Origin of the sequence: Streptomyces sp. NPDC007983 (assembly GCF_042958345.1) — a bacterium.
GTDB lineage: Bacteria > Actinomycetota > Actinomycetes > Streptomycetales > Streptomycetaceae > Streptomyces.
The window spans coordinates 21,227-43,320 of record NZ_JBIBJI010000038.1; the positions used below are offsets into that span (position 1 = coordinate 21,227).

The 22,094-nt window shown below is 67.0% G+C and carries 14 protein-coding genes and 2 pseudogenes; 7 read left to right on the forward strand and 9 right to left on the reverse strand.

Annotated elements, in window-relative coordinates; genetic code table 11:
* Position 1: 1 nt before the first annotated feature.
* The 3 genes from ACFZCY_RS43985 to ACFZCY_RS43995 form a co-directional block, all read right to left on the reverse strand.
* Positions 2 to 2,182, reverse strand: a complete 2,181-nt coding sequence (locus tag ACFZCY_RS43985) for a glycosyltransferase (protein WP_391187212.1) — start codon at positions 2,180 to 2,182, stop codon at positions 2 to 4.
* Positions 2,183 to 2,464: 282 nt separating this feature from the next.
* Positions 2,465 to 4,666, reverse strand: coding sequence for a trypsin-like serine protease (locus ACFZCY_RS43990; protein WP_391187214.1), 2,202 nt, complete (start codon positions 4,664 to 4,666; stop codon positions 2,465 to 2,467).
* A gap of 64 nt (positions 4,667 to 4,730) precedes the next feature.
* Complete coding sequence (locus ACFZCY_RS43995) at positions 4,731 to 5,225, reverse strand: hypothetical protein (RefSeq protein WP_391187216.1); 495 nt, start codon at positions 5,223 to 5,225, stop codon at positions 4,731 to 4,733.
* Between the two features lie 975 nt (positions 5,226 to 6,200).
* Here ACFZCY_RS43995 and ACFZCY_RS44000 point away from each other — a divergent pair.
* Positions 6,201 to 9,551, forward strand: coding sequence for an ALF repeat-containing protein (locus ACFZCY_RS44000; protein ID WP_391187218.1), 3,351 nt, complete (start codon positions 6,201 to 6,203; stop codon positions 9,549 to 9,551).
* Positions 9,552 to 9,750: 199 nt separating this feature from the next.
* Here the strand turns inward: ACFZCY_RS44000 and ACFZCY_RS44005 are convergent.
* Positions 9,751 to 10,598, reverse strand: a pseudogene (locus ACFZCY_RS44005) (IS5 family transposase).
* A 204-nt stretch (positions 10,599 to 10,802) separates the two neighbouring features.
* Between ACFZCY_RS44005 and ACFZCY_RS44010 the strand changes: the two are divergent.
* The 3 genes from ACFZCY_RS44010 to ACFZCY_RS44020 all read left to right on the forward strand — a co-directional run bounded on the left by ACFZCY_RS44010 (position 10,803) and on the right by ACFZCY_RS44020 (position 14,602).
* On the forward strand, positions 10,803 to 12,644 hold the full coding sequence (locus tag ACFZCY_RS44010) for a DNA/RNA non-specific endonuclease (RefSeq protein WP_391187220.1): 1,842 nt from the start codon (positions 10,803 to 10,805) through the stop codon (positions 12,642 to 12,644).
* 31 nt (positions 12,645 to 12,675) lie between these two features.
* Positions 12,676 to 13,719, forward strand: coding sequence for a hypothetical protein (locus ACFZCY_RS44015; protein WP_391187222.1), 1,044 nt, complete (start codon positions 12,676 to 12,678; stop codon positions 13,717 to 13,719).
* Positions 13,720 to 14,149: 430 nt separating this feature from the next.
* Positions 14,150 to 14,602, forward strand: a complete 453-nt coding sequence (locus ACFZCY_RS44020; RefSeq protein WP_391187224.1) for a lamin tail domain-containing protein — start codon at positions 14,150 to 14,152, stop codon at positions 14,600 to 14,602.
* A gap of 434 nt (positions 14,603 to 15,036) precedes the next feature.
* Here the strand turns inward: ACFZCY_RS44020 and ACFZCY_RS44025 are convergent, their stop codons facing one another.
* Complete coding sequence (locus tag ACFZCY_RS44025) at positions 15,037 to 15,207, reverse strand: hypothetical protein (RefSeq protein ID WP_391187226.1); 171 nt, start codon at positions 15,205 to 15,207, stop codon at positions 15,037 to 15,039.
* On the opposite strand from ACFZCY_RS44025, the gene ACFZCY_RS44030 reads away from it, so the two are divergent.
* The 3 genes from ACFZCY_RS44030 to ACFZCY_RS44040 all read left to right on the forward strand — a co-directional run bounded on the left by ACFZCY_RS44030 (position 15,206) and on the right by ACFZCY_RS44040 (position 18,507).
* A complete protein-coding gene (locus tag ACFZCY_RS44030) occupies positions 15,206 to 15,631 on the forward strand; it encodes a hypothetical protein (RefSeq protein WP_391187228.1) in 426 nt (141 codons plus the stop codon). The two genes, ACFZCY_RS44025 and ACFZCY_RS44030, sit on opposite strands and share 2 nt — an antisense overlap.
* Before the next feature lie 828 nt (positions 15,632 to 16,459).
* Entirely contained in the window at positions 16,460 to 17,656 is a 1,197-nt protein-coding gene (gene argJ / locus ACFZCY_RS44035; protein ID WP_391187230.1) for a bifunctional glutamate N-acetyltransferase/amino-acid acetyltransferase ArgJ, read from the forward strand.
* Entirely contained in the window at positions 17,653 to 18,507 is an 855-nt protein-coding gene (locus ACFZCY_RS44040; protein ID WP_391187232.1) for an arginase family protein, read from the forward strand. Before argJ ends, ACFZCY_RS44040 begins: the two co-directional genes overlap by 4 nt.
* Before the next feature lie 21 nt (positions 18,508 to 18,528).
* Here ACFZCY_RS44040 and ACFZCY_RS44045 read toward each other — a convergent pair whose 3' ends face one another.
* The 4 genes and pseudogenes from ACFZCY_RS44045 to ACFZCY_RS44060 all read right to left on the reverse strand — a co-directional run bounded on the left by ACFZCY_RS44045 (position 18,529) and on the right by ACFZCY_RS44060 (position 21,907).
* Positions 18,529 to 18,792 carry a hypothetical protein gene (locus ACFZCY_RS44045; protein WP_391187234.1) on the reverse strand — a complete coding sequence of 88 codons (264 nt, stop codon included), beginning with the start codon at positions 18,790 to 18,792 and terminating at the stop codon, positions 18,529 to 18,531.
* 19 nt (positions 18,793 to 18,811) lie between these two features.
* Positions 18,812 to 18,922 (reverse strand): annotated as a pseudogene (locus ACFZCY_RS44050) (hypothetical protein); the annotation flags it as partial.
* Positions 18,923 to 19,018: 96 nt separating this feature from the next.
* Positions 19,019 to 19,483 carry a hypothetical protein gene (locus tag ACFZCY_RS44055; protein ID WP_391187236.1) on the reverse strand — a complete coding sequence of 155 codons (465 nt, stop codon included), beginning with the start codon at positions 19,481 to 19,483 and terminating at the stop codon, positions 19,019 to 19,021.
* Positions 19,484 to 19,591: 108 nt separating this feature from the next.
* Positions 19,592 to 21,907 carry an ATP-dependent RecD-like DNA helicase gene (locus ACFZCY_RS44060; protein WP_391187238.1) on the reverse strand — a complete coding sequence of 772 codons (2,316 nt, stop codon included), beginning with the start codon at positions 21,905 to 21,907 and terminating at the stop codon, positions 19,592 to 19,594.
* Positions 21,908 to 22,094 lie beyond the last annotated feature (187 nt).

Sequence of the window (22,094 nt, forward strand, 5' to 3'; positions counted from 1 at the left end):
GTCATACATCCGAGTTCGTTGAAGGCTGCACCGGTCGCTCGGGCGTGGTCTCCTCATGGGTGCGGAGACTCAACGCCAAGTCGTTGGTGACTGTGAAGAAGGGCTTGACGCGCGCCGTGCCGTACGCGTCAAGCGGCATGGAAACCGCCGGGAGAGAATCGGTCTTCTTGCGGTCGACGATGTCCCCGCCGATGCGGCCGAGGGGAATGGAGGAGGCGTGATCGTCAAGGTGGAGGCGCAAGTCCCAGAGGTCGTGCGGGCTGCTGTGCCTGGTCAGGGCTTGGGTGTAGGGCACCGTGAAGGAGAAAGCACCGGTGTCGTCGGGCGTGCTGGTGACCGGGACGGTGAAGTCGTAGGCGTCTCCTTGGCGGGAGACGGCTTTCACCCGGCTGTGGTGCAAGGACGTGGGTGGCGCGACGGTGAAGAGCCGGGCGGTGACGGTGGCGTGCTCGTCGCCGATGGTGATGCCGGATATCTCGGCGTGGGCTCGCCGCTGCCAGGTGCGCAGCGCCAGGAAGCCGTCGGCCGTCTCGTAGGGCAGCCAGGAGGTCACATAGGCGTCGTTGAGGTCAGGGCTTCGGCCGACGCGGCGCGTGCGTTCAGCCATGGCACACAGGAGGCGTGTTCTGGTCGGCGGGGCGTCGCGGCGTACGACGTAGCAGTCCCAGCGTCCCTCCGGCAGCAGATGACGGGCCGGGTCGAGGGTGATGCGGACGCCGTCCGGGCCCGAGGAGGGGGCCGTGTCGGGTACGGGGATTCGGAGTGTCCGGCCTTCGGGGTCGCGGCGCAGACGGGCCAGGAAGTCGAGCGGTCCGACCGGCAGGGTGGTCGGGTCCAGGCCGATGGTGATCGCGCCGTCGGAGGTGTTGCGCGCGTGGGCCGTGGGGCGCTCGGCGGGTGTCGCCGCGGACGGCGGGACGGGCGTGGGTGTCGGTGTGGGCCTCGCAACCGATGTGGTGGAGGCGGTAGTTCGTCGGTTGGACCACCAGGAGCGGAGGCGGGTGGCGGTGGTCGACCGGGGCCTGTGGGAGTCGGCGAGTTCCTGGAGCAGCGTCTCGTAGCGGTCGGCGACGGCGGACGGCGCGTAGGCGGCGGCCCGGTCGCGGGCGGCGGTGCCTAGGCGGGCGCGGCGCGGAGCGTCGGTGATGAGCTGGTCTAGGGCGGTGGCGTAGCCGTCCACCCCGGCGTCCAGGGGGACGAGGACGCCCGTGGTGTCGTCGATGATCTCGGCCGGGCCGTGTGGGCAGTCGGTGGAGATCACTGGGAGGCCGCAGTGCATGGCCTCGACGATGGTCATGCCGAACGACTCCATGTCCGAGGAGACGGCGGCCAGGGTGCCCTTCGCCCACTCGCTCTCGATCGGGGACACCGCCCCCATGAGGAACACCCGGTCGTATAGGCCGAGTTCGTCGATCTGCTGTCGCAGGTTCGGCCGCTCGGGCCCGCGCCCGTACAGCCGTAGAGTCCAGGAGGGGTGAAGGTTGGCGATCTTGGCGAACGCGTCGATCAGGCGGTCGTACCGCTTGACGCGGGCTAGGCGGCCTGCCGCGATGATGACGTTCGAGCTGTGGTCGGAGGGCTCGACTGCGGGCCTGGGCACACTGTTGGGGATGCACAGGATGCGGGCCGACGTCTTCGGCAGGACTCGGCGGTACTGTGCGGCGTCGGCCTCGGAGACGGTCACGAATGCGTCCAGTTGCGCGACCGCCTCGTTCTGGTGATCGCGCAACGTGGGGTCGTGAGCGTCCAGGCTCAGATGTTCTTGACCGATGCGCAAGAGCCGGTTCTGGCCATCGCGGGCGAGGTAGCCATTGAGGTCGGGCCGGGTGGCGATCACCACCTCGGCCTCGGTTTCGCGCAGCCATTCGCCAATGCGCTCGTCCTGGAGCGCCGAGTAGGGCAGGCGCGCAGAGTTCGCTGCGGCGCCGGTGTCCGGGAACATCGTGCACGGTTGGCGGGTCAGCGGGTGATCGCCTTCGTAGGTGGGGCGGTCCTGGCGCATGTCGATCAGCGCGGTCAGCCGCACCCGCTCGTCGAGAGCGAGTTCGGGCTCGTCGTTAACCCGGTGGACGCTCACGACCTCGACGTCATGCCGGGCTGCTAACGCGCGGGAGAGGTTGGCGGTGGCGCGGATCGTCCCGCCGATGCCGTAGGCGTTGTTGATCAGAAACGCGATCTTCACTGCTCGTTCCCCCCACGCCGCCCCTTGGTCGGGGCAGCGCTGTCCGCCTTGCGTGGAAGCATCAGGACCACACAAGGAAATATCTGGATCAGACGTTCTCTGCATGCCATACGCATGCAGAGGACGCGGAGCCACCGGCTTTGCGGGTATGCCGCGCGGCGTATAGGGCTTCGTGGCCGGTTAGGCGTGTCGCCCTGTGGCCTCGGAGCGCCGCGGGAGGCGCGCCGAGGCCGGACCTGCTGCCCGTCAGGGCGCGATCGGTGCGGTACCTGCCACTTGGAGCTAGCGGATGACGGTGCCGAAAGCGGCGCCTGCTGCGGGCAGACCACCCGTGCCGGGTTCGTAAGTGATCACCGGGCCGCTAGCACCGTCAGTGATGTTGGGCCATGGCACGGTGTGTACAGATCCGTACGGTGCGGGGCCGCTGGGCAGGCCCAGGTAAAGGTGCGTACCCGCGGAGTGGAGACTGGCGCCCAACTTCTGCTTGGCGCCGGAGGTCCCCGGTAGGCCAACCTTGCCTGGCTCAACCACGATGTCACTGTCCCCGGGAGCGGTAAGCAGGGAGAAGACCTCCACGGAGCCGGCGTCAGCGGTGGTGCCGATGTCTTCGCCGGGGATACCGACGGCCACCAGAGTGCTTTTGGTGGTGGACACCGCACCGGGAGCGGTGTTGACAGCGGAGACCTGTGCGCCGAATTTGTCACCGGCTTCGGGCACGCCGGTCACGTTCGCGGCGCCCTGCTGGATGTCGGCGAGCTGGGTCATGGCTCCATTGGCGGCGATGCGTACGGTGACAACCCGTCCGGCATCGGCGATACCGGAGATCTTCTTACCCGGAGAACCGATCGCCAGGATGCTGTCGGTGGGCAGTGTGGCGGCACCGGCCGTGCTCCGGTGTGAGGTCATCGAGATGGAGGCCGCGAATAGGTCACCTGCTTCTGCGGTGCCGTTGATCTCGGGCGCGGTACTGTCCTGGTCGATGCCGGCCAGGGGAGTCGGCTCCTTGTTGGCATTCAACCTGTGGCGGAAGACCGTGACAGCTCCGGAGCCAGTCTTCTCTCCGATGGCCTCGTTCGGGGCACCGATGGCCAGATGCTCGGGAGAGCCGGCCACGGCGCTGCCCCATCGGTCGCCCTTCTCGGCGATTCCGGGCACATCCTTGGTGTCCTGGTGCACGGAGACATTGGTCTTGCCGCACAGGTAAAAGGCGTTTCCGCTGTCGACGACACCGCCCGAGTCCTCGCCGGGCACGCCGATGAGCAGGTACGGCTCACCCAGGGTGGTGGTGCCCGCGGCCACGGCGTCCCCCATGCGGTCGCCCGCCTGGGAGGCTGAAGCGCGGACAGCGCCCTCACCCTTACCCTGCTCAAGGTCAAGGCCGCTGGGGGTGCCCTTCCCCAGGCCGTCGGCGGCACCATAGACGATCTGCACCAGGCCGGCGTCGGCCGTACTGCCGATGTCCTCGCCGGGCACGCCGACCACGAGGTCGGTGTAGCCGTCGAGGTTGTAGTCGACGGTGGCCAGGGCGTCGCCGAACTGGTCACCGCCTTCTGCCACCCCGCCGACGCCAGCGGCTAGTTGGGTGATCTCGGCAGTGCCCTTGTTGCCGCCGTAGACGACGCGTACCAGGCCGGCCGTGGCAGCTGTTCCGACGCTTGCCTGCGGGTCCGCGATGGCGATGTCACGCACTCCGTCGCCGTTGAAATCGGTGTCGGGCGCGCCCTGGATCGTGGAGTCGATCCAGGACCTCAGGTCGTCCGCTCGCACGCTCACTGCTCCGGTGTCGGTCTGTGCCGCGTCGGTGCCGAAGCAACCGCCCTGTAAGGAGCGGCTGTTGATGCCTACGAGCTGCGCCCTGCCGTTCGTTTCCCGGAACAGTGGGCCGCCGGTGTCTCCTTTGCAGATGGCCGCGCCGTCTTTGCCGGTGACCGGCAGGTCGCTGCCGGCGGGGGCACCGGTGGTGAAGGCTCCGGAGTGCATGGCGATGGGGGCCCACTCGTTGGTGGTGCGCCCGTATCCGGTGGCGATGAGCTGCTCGTCGGCTGTCGGGGCGCTGGTCGCCAGGGCGATCGGCGCGACGTTCGTCACCGGGGTGGCCAGGCGGGCAAGGATCACGTCACGGCCGCCGCGCGGGACGAGTTCGACCACCTCGCGTACCTGTCCGGCCGTGGTGGTCAGATCAGTGCGGCCGATGGTTGCGGTGGTCTTCCATGCCGGCTTTCCGGCCCGTACTTCCACGCTCTGTGCAGGGTTTTCGGCAAAACAGCTCGCGGCGGTGAGTAGCCACTGTTCATCGACGAGAGCGGCCGAGCAGGCGCGCTGGCCATCGCCGATGGCCAGGCGGGCGGTGAAGCCGTGGGCCTCGTTGTGGTCGGCAGGTCCGGTGAGCGCCTGCGCGGACGTCGGCAGGAGCGCAAGGGTCGGCAGAGCACAGGCTGCCAGAACGGCTAACGCGCGAAGTCTGCTCTTGAGATGGGCATGCATGACAGGTCCTCAAAAAATATGGCCACGGGGCAACTCAGGCACCACGGGTCGTAGGCGGGAGGAGCTACTGGGCGGTGACGATCTCGACGAGCATGTGATCGCGGCCTTCCGGGTCGTCGCTCTCGCCGACCGGGGTGTAGGTATTCTTCGGGATGTCGAAGTTTTTCTCCTGGCCGCCCACGGTCATTGTGACATCGGTGCTGTAGTCGTTGCCCTTGATGCCGTAGACCGCAGGGATCTCCAGGCTCAGGTATCCGCTGTTGCCAGTGACCCGGAAGCAGACCTTGGCCGTAGTGCGGGCATAGATCTCCAGCAGTCCGTCCTGGCTGCCGCACGTGGCCAGCACGATGTGTCCGTCGCCACGCTTGAGGAGAATGCCCTTCTCCAGCTGGATCTTGTCGGCCTGCGGGTAATTGAAGTCTTCTACCGCGTGCTCGGGTGATCCTGCGGTGACGGACACTGCCGCGTTGGTCGACTCGGCCGGGCCGGACACAGACCACGCCACGGCTGCGGTCGCAGCAACACACCCCGCCACAAGGGCGCGAGCGATTAATTTCATGGGTTTCCCCTATCTAGATCAAGTGTCACGAGGCTCGCCAAGCCGCCCGACAATAGGGAGCCGTATCTACATAGCTGCGCACGAAAAAAGACCTGTGCCATACACACCGGGCGGACTCGCCCCCTCGGGCGAATTAGCAACCAGGAAGTACAAACAAAGAAGAGCTCTCGCCGACGCTATCTGGAGACGTTCGGTGCGACGGCAACGGGGGCATGCTCCCGCCTCGCCACCAGTGCGTGACGCGACCATTTAATCCACACACTGTCCACATGTCCAACATCATATACGAGTCATTTATTCCTAAAAGCTGACATTCGGCCTAAATGGGTGCACCGGCATTTCCTCTCCCCGTGCGGATTCAGACACCGATTCAGCCAAGGTCCGTGGCACCCGCCTCTGCGTTGCCCGGCAGGAATGACAAAAGGTCACAGGCCCACAACGTCATGAGCCACGAGTTCAACTAACAAGCTTGCCTCCGTGCCGCCCATGCTTCACGAGCGGAAAGGTGGACACTTTTGAGACGATCTACGGAGCCCTCCGCTTTACTCTCTCGGGAATGCCATGTGAGGATCCCTTTGAGGCGGCGCGCAGGCGTCGCGGGAGAAGGCGCCCGCACAACGCGTTCAGATGAAAGTGCCACCGTGTACATCGCGGGGTGTCACGCTCCTGGCGAAGAAGCGGACACGTCGCGTTCGAGCAGAGCACGACCGCATCCCTGCGCAACCCGCTTCGCCAAGAGCAGTTTCATAGGCAGCTTCCGTCACCTCAACTGCCTTGAGCGGTAGTTGTTTCAGACACCGCAACTCCGCACGCCGTCGACCGCGCTCCCCAAGCAGCACCTGTCTCCTTCACGGGCACGAACAGGCCATCCGCAGGACCGCAGCAGCCTGCGAACGAATCAGCCGCACGGTGGGACCGCTGCGTCAGTGATCACCGACTCGCCACAGCGGCAGCCATGACGAGGACAACACTTATATGCAGACGACGTTTTGGAGCAGACGCCGCTTCCTTGGCGCCCTCGCCACCACCACCGCAGTGGCCGCTGTGCCCATGGCCTTCGCACCACCAGCCCGCGCGGCCAACAGCGAGGCACCTGATCCACTCACGCTGCCGGACACGGAGCGAGCGAAAGCGGTGAGGGCATGGATCACAGGCGGGAGAGCAACCCGGGCCGCCGCGGCCGATGCGCTGATCGGCAGCGACGCTAGCATCCAGACGTTCCTCACCGAGCAGTTACCGAAGACAACCGCCGAGGACAATCGCGTCGCCGTCCTGACCTACCTGGCCAACGCCGGGAAGGGGATGCGCCGGGACGCCACGGCCGCCCTTGATAGCGGCGACGCGGCCATCGCCGCCTTCGTCAAGGACGGTTTCAAGCCCGCCATCACCGAAGACCTCCGGGTGGCCACGTTCAGCGTCATCAGCAACGGCGGCAAGGGGGTACAGCAGGCAGGAGCTGCCGCCATAAACGCCGGAACGCAACAGGCCCTCGAAGACTTCCTCACCGAGAAGCAGTTCACCGCTGATTACGAGGACATGCGAGTGGAGGTCAGCAAGATGCTGATCTCCGCTGGCCGTGAACTCACCAAGTACGCTGATCGCGCGCTGAGCGGCACCGACGACGATGTGCTGTGGTTCCTCGAAACAGGGCAGCACATCGCGCGGGCCCGCGATCGAGAGTCGGCCACCATCGAGGAACTCGTCAAGGTGGTGGAGAGGGAAGGGAAGCTAGCGAAGGCCAAGACCGACCTGGCGGTCGAAGCATCCGAGCGGGCCCAGACAGCCGCCCAGAAGGCCAAAGAAGCAGCCCAGAAGGCCGCAGCGGAGGCCGAGGAGGCCGGGGAAGACGTCGCGAGATCCGGAGCAGCAGCGCGCAAGGCAGCCAAGGCCGCTCGAGGCGCGGCGGATGCCGCCCGGACGGCCATCAGGGCCTCCAATACTGCGGTGGGGGCATCCCGCCGCGCGGCCTGGGCGGCAACGGCTGCTTCCCAGGCAGCCGCCACCGCCGGCCTCGCTGCGTCCCGTGCCTACAACTCCGCGATCGCTGCGTCCAAGGACGCCTCCCGTGCCAACGTCGCGAAGGACGCCGCTGTCGCTGCACGTGGCGCAGCTGCCCGGGCGCGATCGGCTGCCAAGGCTGCCGACCAGGCAGCCAACGCCTCTGCACAGGCCGCCGGTGCCGGCGTCGCAGCCGCATCTGCAGCCCGCAACGCCGCGGCGGCGGCCAATGACTCCGCGCGGGCGGCGGCCTCTGCCGGCAAAGCCCAGAAGGAGGCGGGGGAGGCAAAGCGCCAGGCGGAGATCGCGTCCAAGGCTGCCAACCAGGCCACCAGCGCAGCTTCGGCGGCGAGCGCGCTGGCCACCACCGCGGCAGATGCCGCAGGCGAGGCACGCGATGACGCCAACTCGGCGGCCGACCATGCGGAGAAGGCGGCGGACGCGGCCGATGAGGCCGTGAAGTATGCAGGTCAGGCCATTGACTACGCGAACAAGTCCAGAGCCCATGCGGTAGAGGCCGTCAAGGCAGCCAACGTTGCCACTAAGGCTGTTGAGAAGGCCGTGAAGGTCGAACAGAAGGCGCGCGACGCTGAGCTGGCGAGCCTGGAGGAGGACCGCAAGCAGGGAATTGACGAGGCCAGGGAACTTGCTCGGATCGAGGCAGAAGAGCTCGCAGCCCTGCAGAACAAGCGTACGCAGGCGGAACAGACCAGCCAAGCTGTCAAGGATCTGATCAGCAAAGCCGAACAGGCCCTGGCTGTAGGCGACCTGCCTCTGGCCGGCACACTCGGCCGGAAGGCCGCCATCGGTCTTCTGGACTCCAGAGGGGCATGGACCCGGGAGGCTGCTCAGTTCGCTCTCTCGGGAACGGACGAGGATGTGTATGCCTGGGTAGACCTGGACCGGGAGCTCGCTGAGGCACAGGATAACCGGGAGACCATCCTCCACATCGCGCGGGTATCTGACCCTGCCGTGGCGGATGCGGCAGCCAAAGCCCTCGAGAGCAACAGTGTTCCAGCCGAAGGAGACTTCAATACCTCAGGCGTGATCAAGTCCCGGGAGACGGAGAACCGCGTCCAGATCTTCCGCATCCTTAACAGCAACCCGGGCAAGGCCGTCATCACGGCAGCGAACAACGCGCTCAAGGCCGACACCCCGGAGGCACTTCAAAAGTTCTTCGACCACGACCTCGCCGCGGCGGTGAGGGAAGACGACGCGGTGACCACGTCAACGATCATCGTCTCCGGAGGCCCATACGCCAGGGCATACGCGGATGTTGCGATGGCCGGGCCGACGTGGATGCGAAGGCGCTTCGTCAACATCATCCAGTACCAGGCCGCGCAGCTCGACTTCGACTCCGCCAGTCATGCCTCAGCAATCCGCGCGGCGATCTCAGCCGCCGCCAGGATCGCCCACCAGGCGCAGAAGGACGCAGCGCTGGCGTCGAAGGCTGCGGCGGACGCGCGGGATGCCGCGGCTGAGGCAGCGGAATGGGCAAGCAAGGCGATCGTGTCCGCCGACAAGGCTGAAGACTCTGCCAAGGAAGCCGACAGGAACGCGGACGCTGCGGACCAGTCGGCCGCCAACGCCCAAGCCTCCGCGAGCAAAGCCAAGTCAGCAGCAACTGTCGCCCAGGGCGCGGCACGCGCGGCGAACTACTCGGCAAACAGTGCCATCGACTCCGCCCGCAGCGCCCTCAATTCCTCGTATAGCGCTCAGGCGTCAGCAGCCAGTGCGCGCCAGTCCGCTGTTACAGCGGGGAAGGACGCCAAGACAGCGGCAGCCGCCGCCAGCGACGCCCGACGGATCGCTGTGGACAAGCGCCGTGCTGAACTAGCTGCAGCTGCACGTGAGGCGGCCAAGCAGGCCGACGAGAACAAGCAGAACAACCACAACCCAGCCGACTCCCCCACTCACGATCAGGTCAACCCGAAGGGAACTGGCGGAGGCAAGGAAGACTGGTGGGAGGATGCTGGAGGGTGGGCCGATGCGTTCAACTACGTCAGCGGCGCCTCCGGACTGCTGTCAGCCGGCTTCGGAACGCTCAGCCTCGTGTTCCCCGCCGGCGCCCCTGTCACGGCGCCGATCGCCTTCATCCTTGGAGGGTTTTCTCTGGCCACCGCCGGCATCAGTGCCGTCTTCGAAGGCATCGAGCACGGATTCGGCAGTGGTGAGTTCATCGAGGCGGCAGGCAGCGCAGCATTGAGCTTGGTGACCAGAGGGGGATCCAAGGGCATCGGGATCGTGAAGAGGATCCCCAAGGCTGTCGACAAGGTCACCGACTTCGCCGGGGACGTCGCCTCCCCGATCATCAAAGTCCTTTCGTAGCCGTAGCGCGTTGCGCTCACTCCGGACAAGACAGTGAGGGACGAGGCGCCCCTACAATCGGCCTGTTCACAACCGAGTTGATCAAGCCGCAACGGCCCTGGAAGCCGCTCGCATAGGTCGAGTTGGCCACCGCCGAGTAGGTCGACCCCACGACCAAGATCCACTTTCGGCAACAGACCCTAGGAGTTGTCGTCAAATGTCACGCCCACATCAGGAGCGATGCGAAGGTGACGGCTGCTTGGTAGGACTCGGCGGTCTTGTCGTAGCGGGTGGCGATCCCGCGCCACTGCTTGAGGCGGTTGAAGCACCGTTCGACGACGTTGCGCCGTTTGTAGAGCTGCTTGTCGAAGGCCGGTGGGCGTCCGCCATGGCTGCCGCGTCGGAGCCGGTTGCGTATCTGGTCGGACCGTTCCGGGATGGTGTGCCGGATGTTCCGTCGCCGCAGCCAGGTGCGTATGGCCTTGGAGCTGTAGCCCTTGTCGCCCAGCACGTGGGCGGGCCGCACCCGGGGCCGTCCGGGCCCGAGGCGGGGCACCCGGTTCGCCTCCATCACGGCCGTGAACTGGGTGCAGTCGTTGGTGTTCCCGCCGGTGATGGTGAAGGCGAGCGGTCGGCCCAGGGCGTCACAGGCCAAGTGGATCTTGCTGGCCAGACCGCCTCTGGACCGGCCGAGTCCCGGGGTGCGGAGCCCGCTTTTCGCGCTCCGGCCGCGTGCTGGTGGGCTCGGACGATCGTGGAGTCGACCGACACCAGCCACTCGATGTCCCCGGCTGCGTCGGCCTTGGCCTGGGCCGCCCGGAGCATCCGCTCGAAGGTGCCGTCCTTGGCCCAGCGGCGGAAGCGGGTGTGCAGCGTGGCCCACGAGCCGTACCGCTCGGGCACGTCCCGCCAGGCCGTGCCGGTCCGGAACTTCCACACGATCCCATTGAGGACCCTCCGGTCATCCAGCCGTCTGCGGCCCCGCTCGCACTGGGGCAGCAACGGCTCCACGAAGGCCCATTCGGCATCGGACAGTTCATGGCAACGTATCACCCGACCATGATCCATGACCCAAGATCATTTGACGACAGACTCTAGCCCGCTCACCAGGCAGCACGTCACACCCGAAAGGTATGTACGACAATGCGATTATCCTCCCTCTTTGCGCGATACCGACGCGCGGCCGCTCCGTTGCTGGTCGTCCTCGCCGTAGGCGCCTCCACCACCGGGATGGCGCCGGCACCGCAGGAGCCGGAGGCAACCCCCCGCCAGGTGGGCAGACTCGACCTGGCAAATCTGGCCGACGTTCCCACCCCCGCTAAGACCCGGCCCGTCACGGCGCCCCCCGGGGAGGACTGCGAGCCCACGCGCGCCGGCTCCCGCGAGCGCAGGGCGGGTGCCGTAGAAGCCTGCGTCACCACGAGCACCACGCCGGTGCCGCCCGCCGGGCGGCAGTCTCGCGCCGCCGCGCAGCCGACGGCCTCGACCGACGACGACTCGGCCAACTGCACGATCACGACCCCCGGGACATGGAACTACAGCCGCTTCGGCTACTGCGTGAGCGGCCTGACCGTGCGGTACACGCTCAAGGACGGCAATGGCAAGGAGATCGGCACCGGCACGCTGGACGTCGCGACCAGTGCCCTCCTGCCCGCCAAGCGCACGACGTGGAACGAGCACGTCACGGTGGCCATGACCGGTGCGACCGGGGCCGTCACATCCCTGACCGCGAAGTTCAGGTCCGAATGCTCGGCCGGCTGCAAGGCCACCAAGACCGCCCCGTGGTACGGAGGCGAACTGGTCAAGGGCCAGTCCGCCAGCGGCAGCGTGTCCTACTCCTCCACCCCAGCCGCTGGCACGAAGGTCGACTTCACGACGTCGTACAAGCTGTACGTGACCTCTCCCGGCGCCCAGATCACAGACCCGAACGCCTCCTGGAGCAACCCGGAGGAGATCCGCTGCGACGACGACGTCCGGGACACCACCAGTTCCACCAGCACGCCCGGCCCCGGCTGCGTCGTGCCCAGCGTCATGCCGGTCGTCAAGATGAGCGCGCTGCCGAACGCGTCGGGCTCGGGCGCCGCAGCGGCCGGCTACCTGTGGGCCCAGAGCAACCTCGCCGACGGCTGGGGACGCAAGAAGCCGCTGACCCGGGCGAAGAGCGGCATAGCCGACCGCACCAGTCGCACCTGCGGGGGTTCCAAACCTTTCCAGGCCATGACGGAGTTCGTTGCTACCGACAGCTGTGGCGAATTCCCCTTCGCGGCCACCCACGAAGGAGGAACCGACGGCGCTCGGTGCGCCGAGATCATCCCCAATTACAGCAGCGGAGGGTGGGACATCTACGAGCTGGGGGGCGGCACAGATTCCAGTAGACCCTGCGCACGCGTTCACGCCCCTCTTGCAGACAACCAGTCCGCCGAGACGCAGCTCTCCGAAGGCTTCGCGAACCAGCGAGTGGTGGAGGCCGAGCAGTTCAAGGTGGAGATCACCAGCTCGACCCCCGAGCCGCGGGCCGCCTGCCTGGAGAGCGCGCCGGCCGGGTCGCTCCCTTCCGGCGACGGGTGGATCAGGAACACCACCGAACCGGTCGCGCACCGCAACAAGACCACCAACCCGCCCGGCCCGGCCGGTACTCGGGCGGCCGTGGCTCAGGCTTGCCTGGGGAAGACCCTCGGCAAGGGCACCGAGGCCTCGGGGGACATCACCGGCTGGCAGGACGCCCAGGAGTTCGCCCGCCTCAACTCGCCCGGAACCGGGCTCGCCCGGTGTCACCTGATCGCCAACATCCTCGGCGGAAAGGGACGGACACGGGACGGCGGACAGGACAATCTCGTCCCCTGCTGGCAGGTGGGGATGAACACCGGCACGCCCAGCATGCGGACCTACGAGTTCGAGGCTCAAAAGGCGGTGAAGGATGACAACTTCGGGCCGAATGACGCGATCCTCTACCGGGTCACGCCCGATTACCGGGACGGCACCAGCACGATTCCCGAGGGGGTCACGATGAGCGCTACAGTCGAGCGGGCGGACGGAACGTCGCAGCCGCTGTTCCCCGACATCTACATCACGAACACCCAGGGCAATACTGGGCTGCTCAACCTTGGGAACTGATCCCAACTGATTCGCGCCATCGGGAGCCAGCATGAGTCGTACCACCCCGCCGCGGCCGTTCGACGTCACCACGCTCTTTCCTCAACTGGCCCCCATGGCACGCACGGCGACCCGGTTGCATCCCCGCTCCGGATCTCCGTCGCGGCACGACAGTTCGGTCGGCGGGCCGCTGCTGTGGCCCGCCGACGAGCCGTGGCCGCACTGCGACGGCCCGCACGTGTGGGACCAGGTGAACGCGGCCCTCTCACCGGAAGACGTGCGGTGGCAGCGGCACCTCCAGGCAGCCGTGGCGAGCCGACCGCGCAGCGTACCCCACGTGTCCCGGTACACGCCCGAGGAGCAGGTGATCAACGAGCGGATCAATGCCGGCCGCCCGTGGCCCGAGGGCCCGATCGCGATGCTGCCCGTGGCCCAGTTGTACGTGCGTGACATCCCCCTGCTGCGCCCGCCCGGACAGACCGAGGCCGATCTACTCCAGGTACTGTGGTGCCCCTTCGACCACCCATCCCACCCCAGGACCGCCCTGTTCTGGCGGTCCGCCGCCGTGGTCACCGACGTCCTCGACACGCCTCCCGAGCCGCCCGCGGTCCAGTTCCCTGGCTACGTGCCGGAACCGTGCCTGCTCGCGCCGGAGGAGGTCACCGAGTACCCCAACTTTCTGGAGTTGAGCAAGGAACTGCAGCAGCAGCTGGGTGATTGGAGCAGGTGGCAGGCAGCCGGAGCCGCGGTGGACAGCTCCTACGCCGTCGCCCCGGAAGAGTTCTACATGGACAAGCTGTCCATCGCTCCCGGCTGGAAGGTCGGTGGCTGGACCCGTTGGGGCCTCACCGATCCCATGCCCCGGATCTGCCCCGCATGCGGCACCGAGATGGACCCGCTGCTGACCATCGCCACAACCGAATGGAACGCCGCCACCGAAGACTGGGCCCCCGACGGAGACCAAGCCCGCGCCGCGCTTCCCCCCGGTACTCCCCCGGCAAATTACACCTTGATCGACCTCGCCCGAGGCTATGATCTGCAACTCCACGTCTGCCCGGCATCCCCAGATCATCCGCACGTCGAGCTGATCCAGTGAGCCCTTTCCACCCTCATTCAGAGAGCCGGCTTTAGGTCGGCCGCCACTACGGAACCGCCGTCCCACCGGAACGGTGGCCCCGTGCACTTGGAGCGTTGCCACAGCGACTGGGGCTTGGCCACAGCTCGCTTCGATACGGCTGGCAAGGCCGTTCCGCCCGGTATTATCCAAGTGAAGTGCGGCCTGGAGCCGGTCAACGGCTGACACCTCCTGGAAGAGCGTTGTCTCGTCTCTGAGCTGCGACAGGGCGAGGATTCGGAACGGCCCTCCCGGTCTCCCACGGAGGGCCGATTTCTGTCTGCCATTTTCGAACGGCTCGCACTGCCTGTCCCGGATCGGTAACGACGCCCCGTTGATGTCGCTGTACCCGTAGTGTGATCATCCTCGCCGGGACCATGGGGGGTGCCCGGCCTGATCACGAGGACGAACCTTGCTTCGTACCCGCATACTCGCTGCCGCTGTTGCCGCGGCGGCTTCCGTCAGCGTCGCTCTGCTGCCCACCCAGGCTCAGGCCGCCGGCTCGATCCACCTGTACAAGGTCTACTACGACTCGCCCGGCTCGGACACCCGCTCCAACACGAGCCTCAACGGCGAATACGTGCAGATCAAGAACAGCACCAGCAGCGCCGTGCAGCTCAAGGGCTACACGCTCCGCGACGCCACCGGCTACAAGTACACCTTCCCCTCGTACCGGATCAACGCGGGGAAGACGGTGAAGGTCCACACCGGCCGCGGCAGCCAGAGCGCGGGCCACGTCTACTGGGGCCGCGGGGCCTACGTGTGGAACAACGGCAAGGACACCGCCACGCTCCGGACGGCATCCGGCACGTTCAGGGACTCCTGCTCGTACAACTCGACCCGCTACGACTACAAGATGTGCTGAGCTGTGCGATGCAGCGTCCCGTCTCTTTCCGAGGCGGGGCGCCGCGCTGCCGGGGGCTCATCCTGCCGCAGTTCCTCGGCTCGCCTTCTCCCGCAGTTGCTTGACATTGCCAGCCAGCTTTTCGAGGGGTGTGCCTTCGGACTGCTCGTAGTGGGAGAGGGCGAGGCCGAGACCGAAGAAGGTGGGTGCCCATTCGCCGATGAAGATGCCCCCACCGGTCGGCGCGGTCGAGACTCTTGCCGGGTTCGGCCCGCAGGGATGCGGTCCAGGTGCATACGGACAGGCCGATGGAGGCGACAGCGGCGGTGTAGGCGTGCTCTCTGCGCAGGCCCATATCGTGCAGCTTCTTGATCATGACGGTACTCCTTCGGGAGCCCCCTCGGGACCGCCTCGTGTCCCCGTCCTCCGGCGAGTGACGCAGCCGATCGCGGCGCTCAGGACGCTGGCCGCTTCCGTGTCGCCTTCTTCGCCGGGGTCTTCTTTCCGCCGAGCTTCTTGCTCGCGGTCTTCTTGGCGTCAGCCTTCTTCTTGGGGCGCATCTGGTGCACCTCTGCTTCGCCGCGGCTCTCCTTGGCTGCCCGCACGCTGTCCTGGAGCGCGGACATGAAGTCGACGACGCGCCCCTTCGGCTCGGCTGGCGCCTCCATCTCGGGCGACATGCTTTGGACCCGCTGCGCGCGCTTTGGCCGTGTTCTGCTGCCGCTGGTGGACCAGGAGCCATGGCGGCAGGATCGACGTCACGAGAACCTGCGGACCTGGGGCATCGACACAGTCGAAGGCGAGCAGCTGATCGAGGTCTTCGCGGCTCTGGCTGCCCACGCCGTCGCGGCGGAAGCTTCCATGTCCGCCGCAGAGTTCGATGCTCTGCCCCTCAGCGCCGTGGCCGACGCGGCGACCGGCAAGCGCGACATCGACCTGCTCGCGGGGCCCCCGGAAACCTTCGCTGAAGCCGTGACGGACAGACCGTCGGCCTCTTCCGCCTGTACGCCTACAAGGGTGAGCAGTCCAGCCGCTGGCTCTTCCAGCTGAGCAGGGAACTGCGCCATACGCTGATCGTCCTCGCCGAACGCTCACCGGCGCCATCCCCCACGTGCGGGGACGTGTTCCGCCTAGCGGCCCAGGCCCTGCCGCAGTGCTCACGGAGGCCAGAGGAATTACCGAGGAGTGACAGACGCGGACGGCGTGCGCACACGAGGAGCAGCACCGATACCCCCTGAAACCGGCCCCCGCCCCGACGAGCCGGAGCTGTCGCCAGGCGACAGCCGCGAGCGCGCCCGCTCGGCTGCGGAGCGAACCGCCGCCGAGCCACCCAACCCCTCCGACGAGTGCCAGCTCCCGACACGGCCGCCGACGCGCCTCCAACTGGGCCCGGACCAGCCCCGGGCCAGCCGACCCTCCAGTAGTGAGCCCCCGTAAGCTGTGTCCGAACCCCCAACTGGCGGAGCCGCCGGTGCCCCCTCGGCGGTCAGGGACGAACAGGGCACGCGGTGCCGCAGGGTCGTGGGGGCGTACCGCGGGGGCGGATTATGTCGTCGAGGAGAACATCGACGAGGCGGGCGAGTGTGAGGCAGCCTTTGCCCGAGTAGCCGTAGCCGATGCCCCAGCCTTTCCGTTCGGGTGCCAACCACAAGGTCTGATCTTCGGTGCGGACCCAGCAGATCCCGGCGCTGAGGATGAGGGCCGCGAGCGGCGAGCGGGATGCCGACTTTTGGACACCGTTTCTCGTGCATGATCCGGCGCCGGTCCGCCCGCCGACCGCCACCTTCTGATCTTGTTCAGGAATCGGGTGGAGTGGGTCCCGGGGTGGCACTCGAAAGTGGATGGACAGCCCACCATCAAGATGCAAATATATGCCGCATGACGCATGATCATGCATTGAGTCGAGGTTCTGGCCCCGTGGCGTGGCCGATGGGCTTCCGTGCCTACACGGGGCACGGTGGACTCCGCGAGCACGGTGACGACATCTCCATCGTCGCGTCGGACCGGCCGGCCACCAGCACCGCGATGTTCACCCAGAGTCTCTTCGCGGGTCCGGCCGTAGTCCTCAGTCGTGCACATGCCGCGGGGCAGAACCTGCGTGCCGTGACGACGCTGCCGCAGAACGCGAACGTCGCCACCGGGCGTCAGGGCGAGGAGAACGCCGCCGAGGTCCTCCGCCGCGTCGCCGGGATTCTGGGCATCCCGGAGGACGAGGTACTCATCGGCTCCACCGGCATCATCGGACGCCCACTGCCGATGGGCACCATCCGTACGCACTTCGACGAGACCGCCAAGCGCGGCCTGGCGGCGTTCGTGGCCGGATCGCTGGATGTGGCACGCGCGATGATGACCACCGACACCCGCCCGAAGACCGCCGTACGGACCGTCGGGCAGGCCTGCATCGTGGGCGTCGCCAAGGGGGTTGGCATGCTGGAACCCAATATGGCGACGATGCTGGCCTACGTGTTCACCGACGCGGGTATGTCCCCGGCCGACCTGGACAGCGCATTGCGCGGGGCGGTAAATCGAACGTTCAACTGCCTGAGCGTCGACACCGACACCTCCACCTCTGACACTGTGGCGGTCATCGCAAACGGTGCTGCAGGACCAGTCGATCCGGCGCAGTTCTCCGCAGCCCTGGCAGACCTATGCCTGGATCTCACCCGGCAGTTGGCCAGTGACGGCGAAGGCGCCACCAAGCTCCTGCGCGTCACAGTCGGCCAGGCCGGCGACTACAGACGGGCCAAACGCATTGCCAAGAGCGTGGTGAACTCCCCTCTGGTCAAGACCGCGGTCCACGGCGCCGACCCCAACTGGGGTCGAGTACTGATGGCCGTCGGCAAGAACACCGACGACATGGACATCGCGCCGGGCAACGTCACCGTGAGATTCGGCGACATCGAGGTGTACCCCGAGGAGCCCGAGGCCGACACCCTGGACAAACTCGTCGGCATCATGCGCCAGGATGAGGTCGACATCGGCATCACGCTCGGCCTCGGGGAAGCCGAAGCCACGGTCTACGGCTGCGACCTGTCCGCCGGCTACATTCGCATCAACGCGGACTACACGACATGAGCGGGCTCGACCGCAGCAACGGATCCCATACCGTTCTCGTGGTTCCTCAGTGGCAAGGGTCGGCTGCACGCAATCCTCAACGGCTGGCTGAGGGGGCGCACCGGCTGAGCGTGCTGCTCCCCGCAGCGCGACGCACTGTCGTCGAAATCGACCCCCGTCCCGGACAGGACCAGGACGGCGTACGCAACCTCGATGTGCTGACACGCTCGCTGGAAGCAACCAGGGACGCGCTGGGACGTAGCGGCGATGACACGCTGCTCGCTGTGGGGGGCGACTGCGGTATCGAGCTCGCGCCTGTCGCTCGTGCCGTCGCTCGCCATGGCGACAGCCTGGCAGTCGTCTGGTTCGACGCCCACGCGGATCTCAATACCCCCGATACATCTCCCTCAGGGGGCTTCCACGGAATGGTGCTGCGCACCCTGCTCGGCCAGGGGCCGTCACAACTGTTGCCCGGACCGGAGGAGCGCCTTTCCACCCGGCAGATCGTGCTCGCGGGTGCTCGTGCCCTCGATCGCGCCGAGGTGGACTTCATCGAGTCCGAAGGAATCCGAGTCCTGTCCGTTCAGGCTCTTCGGGAACCGGTCCAACTGGTTTCTGCGGTGGCAGGTACAGGGGCCACGCACGTCTACATCCACCTGGACCTGGACGTGCTGGACCCCGAGCACTTCACCAGCTTGTCCTGCCCGGAACCCGGCGGTCTGCACCCCGACCAGCTGCAGGCCGCCCTACACGCACTGACCGAACGCTTCACCTTGGCAGGCATCGGAGTCACGGAACATGCCCCCGCCCCCGACTCAGCCAGCAGTGACCACGTCCTCCAAAGGATCCTCGACGGCATGGCTTTCCAGTAGCGACAGCCTGCGCCGGTTCAGTCACCGTCTTCCTGCCGCATCCGGGCCAACACCGTTGATCGGTGCCCGGGTGTCAGGCACGGTGGCCGCGGCGAGCTTCAGGCGGGCGCCCATGTCGAGGTTCGCCTCCCCGTACGGGCAGACGTGGGACCAGAACAGTGGGGTCAGGCCGCGCCGGTCGGCGGGTGTGAGGAGGTCTGCCCATTCGGGTTCGCCGAGTTGCGCGCCCGCTGGGGCCTGGTTCAGGCCGCCCTGAACCAGGCCCCAGCGCTTCGTGAAGGCCATCGTTCGTGGTGCCTTGCCAGGCGACGTAGCAGTCGGGCCGGAGAAGCAGTGCGGTGTCGAGTTCTGGAACGGTCACGGTGTCGACGTGTGACGCCCAAACGCCCGCATCGAACCTGCCGGTGGAGTCCAGGAGGAGCGGGCGGCCATCTCATCTTCGACGAGGTCATCGCGGGTATTTGGCAGACCACTGTTGACGTGCCCAGTGGAGTGGCTGTGACCTGCGGTGTCAGTTCAAGCTGCGGCGTGCGAGGGCGAGGAACTCTGCTTTGAACGGCTCCAAGCGCTCGGCCAGACTTGTTCTGTCACCCTCCTGCCAGACCGCCTGGTTCAAGGCGCGAGCGTAGGCGGTCGCCGGTGCATGAATGTCCGGGGCGCATAGCAGTTGGACGCCGTTCTCGGCTATGCGCAGGCCGTCCATCGCTGGCCTGGCCGTCCGGTACCACTCATCACCGACTTCCCATTGAGGCGGCCGTGCATGAGCCACACCCTCGGCCTCCAGGGCGAAGTGGATGAACTCCAGTACGGTCCTGATCTGCTCGGCACGTCGCTCCTCCGCGAGGGCCGCAGCTCGTCTTTGTTCCTCAGCATGGTCGGCCGCCCGCTGCGTCGTGCGTTGGGTCAGATACGTCAGCGCTCCTCCCACAGCCACACCGACCATCGAAACCACCGGCGTCCACAGATCTCCTGCCATGGCCCGACTACTACCAGCACCTGCCCACCGGCCGCAGTCGATCTTGCGACGCGGACGCGCTCGCGCCAGATGCCGAGCGTGTCCAAGAGCCAGTTTCGAAGAGACGTCTTAGCTCAGGGCAAGTTGACCAATGGTGTGGATGGAGTGGGAGCGGGGCGTGGCTGTGGTTTGTTGGCGGATGCGGTGTTCGAGTGCAGTGAAGCGGCGGCGTGTGTGGGTGTTGGCGAGGGCTCGGTAGACGGCGGAGGACTGGCCGATGAGCATGACGCCGCGGCGGGCGCGGGTGACGGCTGTGTAGAGCAGGTTGCGTTGGAGTAGTTGGCCAGCGGAGGTGCTTATCGGGATCACGACGTAGGGGTATTCGCTGCCTTGGGATCGGTGGACGGTCAGGGCATAGGCGTGGAGGAGTTCGTCGAGGTCGGTGAACAGGTAGGGAACGGGCTCGCCGTCGGTCAGTGTGACGGTGAGCTGGTGGGTTTGGGTGTCGATAGCGGTGATGGTGCCGGTGGATCCGTTGAAGACGCCGTTGGTCCCGCGGTGAGGCTGGTTGCGGATCTGCAGGACGCGGTCGCCGAGGCGGAAGATGTATCCCTGGTGGTGGTGCTGGGGCTTGTCTGGTGCGGGTGGGTTCAAGCGGGCCTGCAGGCGGGCGTTGAGGGCGAGTGTGCCGGTCGCGTGGCGTCGGGCGGGGCACAGGACTTGGATGTCCTCGGGTGCGGCGTTGAAGTGGTGCGGGATGTGGGTGGCGACGAGTTCTGTTACGTGCTCGGCGATGGTCTCGGAGTTTTCGAGGGGACGGCAGCCGAAGACGCGGTCGGCGGGCTGGGGTGGCAGGCCGCAGAGGATGCGGTGGGCGTTGTCGATGATGGCTGCGCTTTGGTCGTCCTGGCGGAAGATGTGGGTGAGCTGGGTGCGGGGGATGCTGGGGACGGCGAGGAGGTCGCGTAGGACGCGGCCGGGGCCGACGCTGGGGAGTTGGTCGGTGTCGCCGACCAGGAGTAGGTGGCAGCCGGTGCGGATGGCTGCGGTGAGGCGGGCGGCGAGTTGGATGTCGAGCATGGAGGCTTCGTCGATGACGATGAGGTCGACTGCGTCCAGCCTTGTCTGTTCGTCGGGCTGGTCGGACGGGTTGGGTGGGTGGTGGATCAGGCGGTGAACGGTCATGGCCGGATGTCCTGTGGTCTCTTCCATGCGCTTGGCGGCTTTGCCGGTGGGGGCGGCCAGCGCGATGGTGATGCCCGCTTGTTCGGCGACGGCGACGAGGGTGCGCAGGGTGTGGGTTTTGCCGCAGCCTGGTCCTCCGGTGAGGACCGACACCGGTGTAGTGAGCGTTGTCAGAACGGCCTGCTGCTGTTCCTCGGTCAGTCCCTTGGTGGTGGCATGGGCCAGGAGGTTGGGCCAGTCGGTGTGCTTGGCCAGGGTGGATGGTGCGTGGTGCAGGCGCAGGATGTCTTTGGCCAGTCCGGTCTCGGCGCGGTGCATGGAGGTGAGGCTGACGGCGGTGACGGTGTGGAAGATGTCGGCGTCTTCGAGGACGGGGGTGGGCAGGGTTTCGATGATGGCCTCGCCGTCGGCGCGGAGGGCGTCCAGTGCGTGGCGGAGGATCGGGTCTTCGAGGAAGTCGGCGGTGGCAGGGTCGTCGTCGGTGAGGATGTGGCGGGTGCGGGCGAGGAGGATGCGTTCGGGTAGGTGACAGTCGCCTCGGGTGCGGGCCTGGTTGAGGGTGTGGAGGAGGGCTGCTTGGAGGCGTTGGTCGCTGTGTTTGGGGATGCCAGCGGCGAGGGCGATGCGGTCGGCGGTCTCGAAGCCGATGCCGTGGATGTCGCGGCAGAGCTGGTAGGGAGTGTGGCGGACGACGTCGGTGGGGTTGTGGTCGGTGCCGGTGTAGGTCTGGTAGATCTTCACGGCCAGGTGGGCGGAGATGCCCAGGCCCTGGAGGAAGACCATGATTTCGGCGATGGCCTTCTGGGTCTGCCAGGCCTTGGTGATGCGTTCCAGGCGAGTGGAGCCGATGCCGTGGACTTCCAGGAGGCGCTGGGGTTCGGTGTCGATGATGTGAAGGGTCTGGTCGCCGAACTGGTCGACGATTGCGGTGGCCAGCGTCTCGCCGATGCCGTGGATCATTCCGGAGGCCAGGTAGAGACGGGTCGCGCGCCTGGTCGCCGGCCAGGTACGCTCGCAGATTTCGGCTTTGAACTGGCGGCCGAAGCGAGCGTGACGGGTCCAGGTGCCGGTCAAGCGAAGGCTCTCCCCCGGCTGGGTGCCGAACAGTGCTTTGCCGACTGCGGTGACGGTTTGGGGATCGTGTGTGTCATCGACAACGGTCAGGCGGAGCACGGTGTGGTGGTCGTAGGTGACGTGGACGAGGTGATCGACGATCCCGGCGAGGCGGGCGCGGGACGGCGGGGCGGACAGCACGGTCACAGGAGGCTTCTTCTCTTGAGGTGAGAGGGGCAGGACAGTGGCTCGTCCGGTGCGGACGCGGTGCAGGCGTCGTCGGGGTTGAGGACTGCGGTCCTGGTTGGTCCGGGTGGGTCCGCCACGGTGGCCAGGAGCTGAGTGAGAGCGGTGGCCAGGAAACAGTTCATGCCTGCGTCGCGAGGGTGTCTGC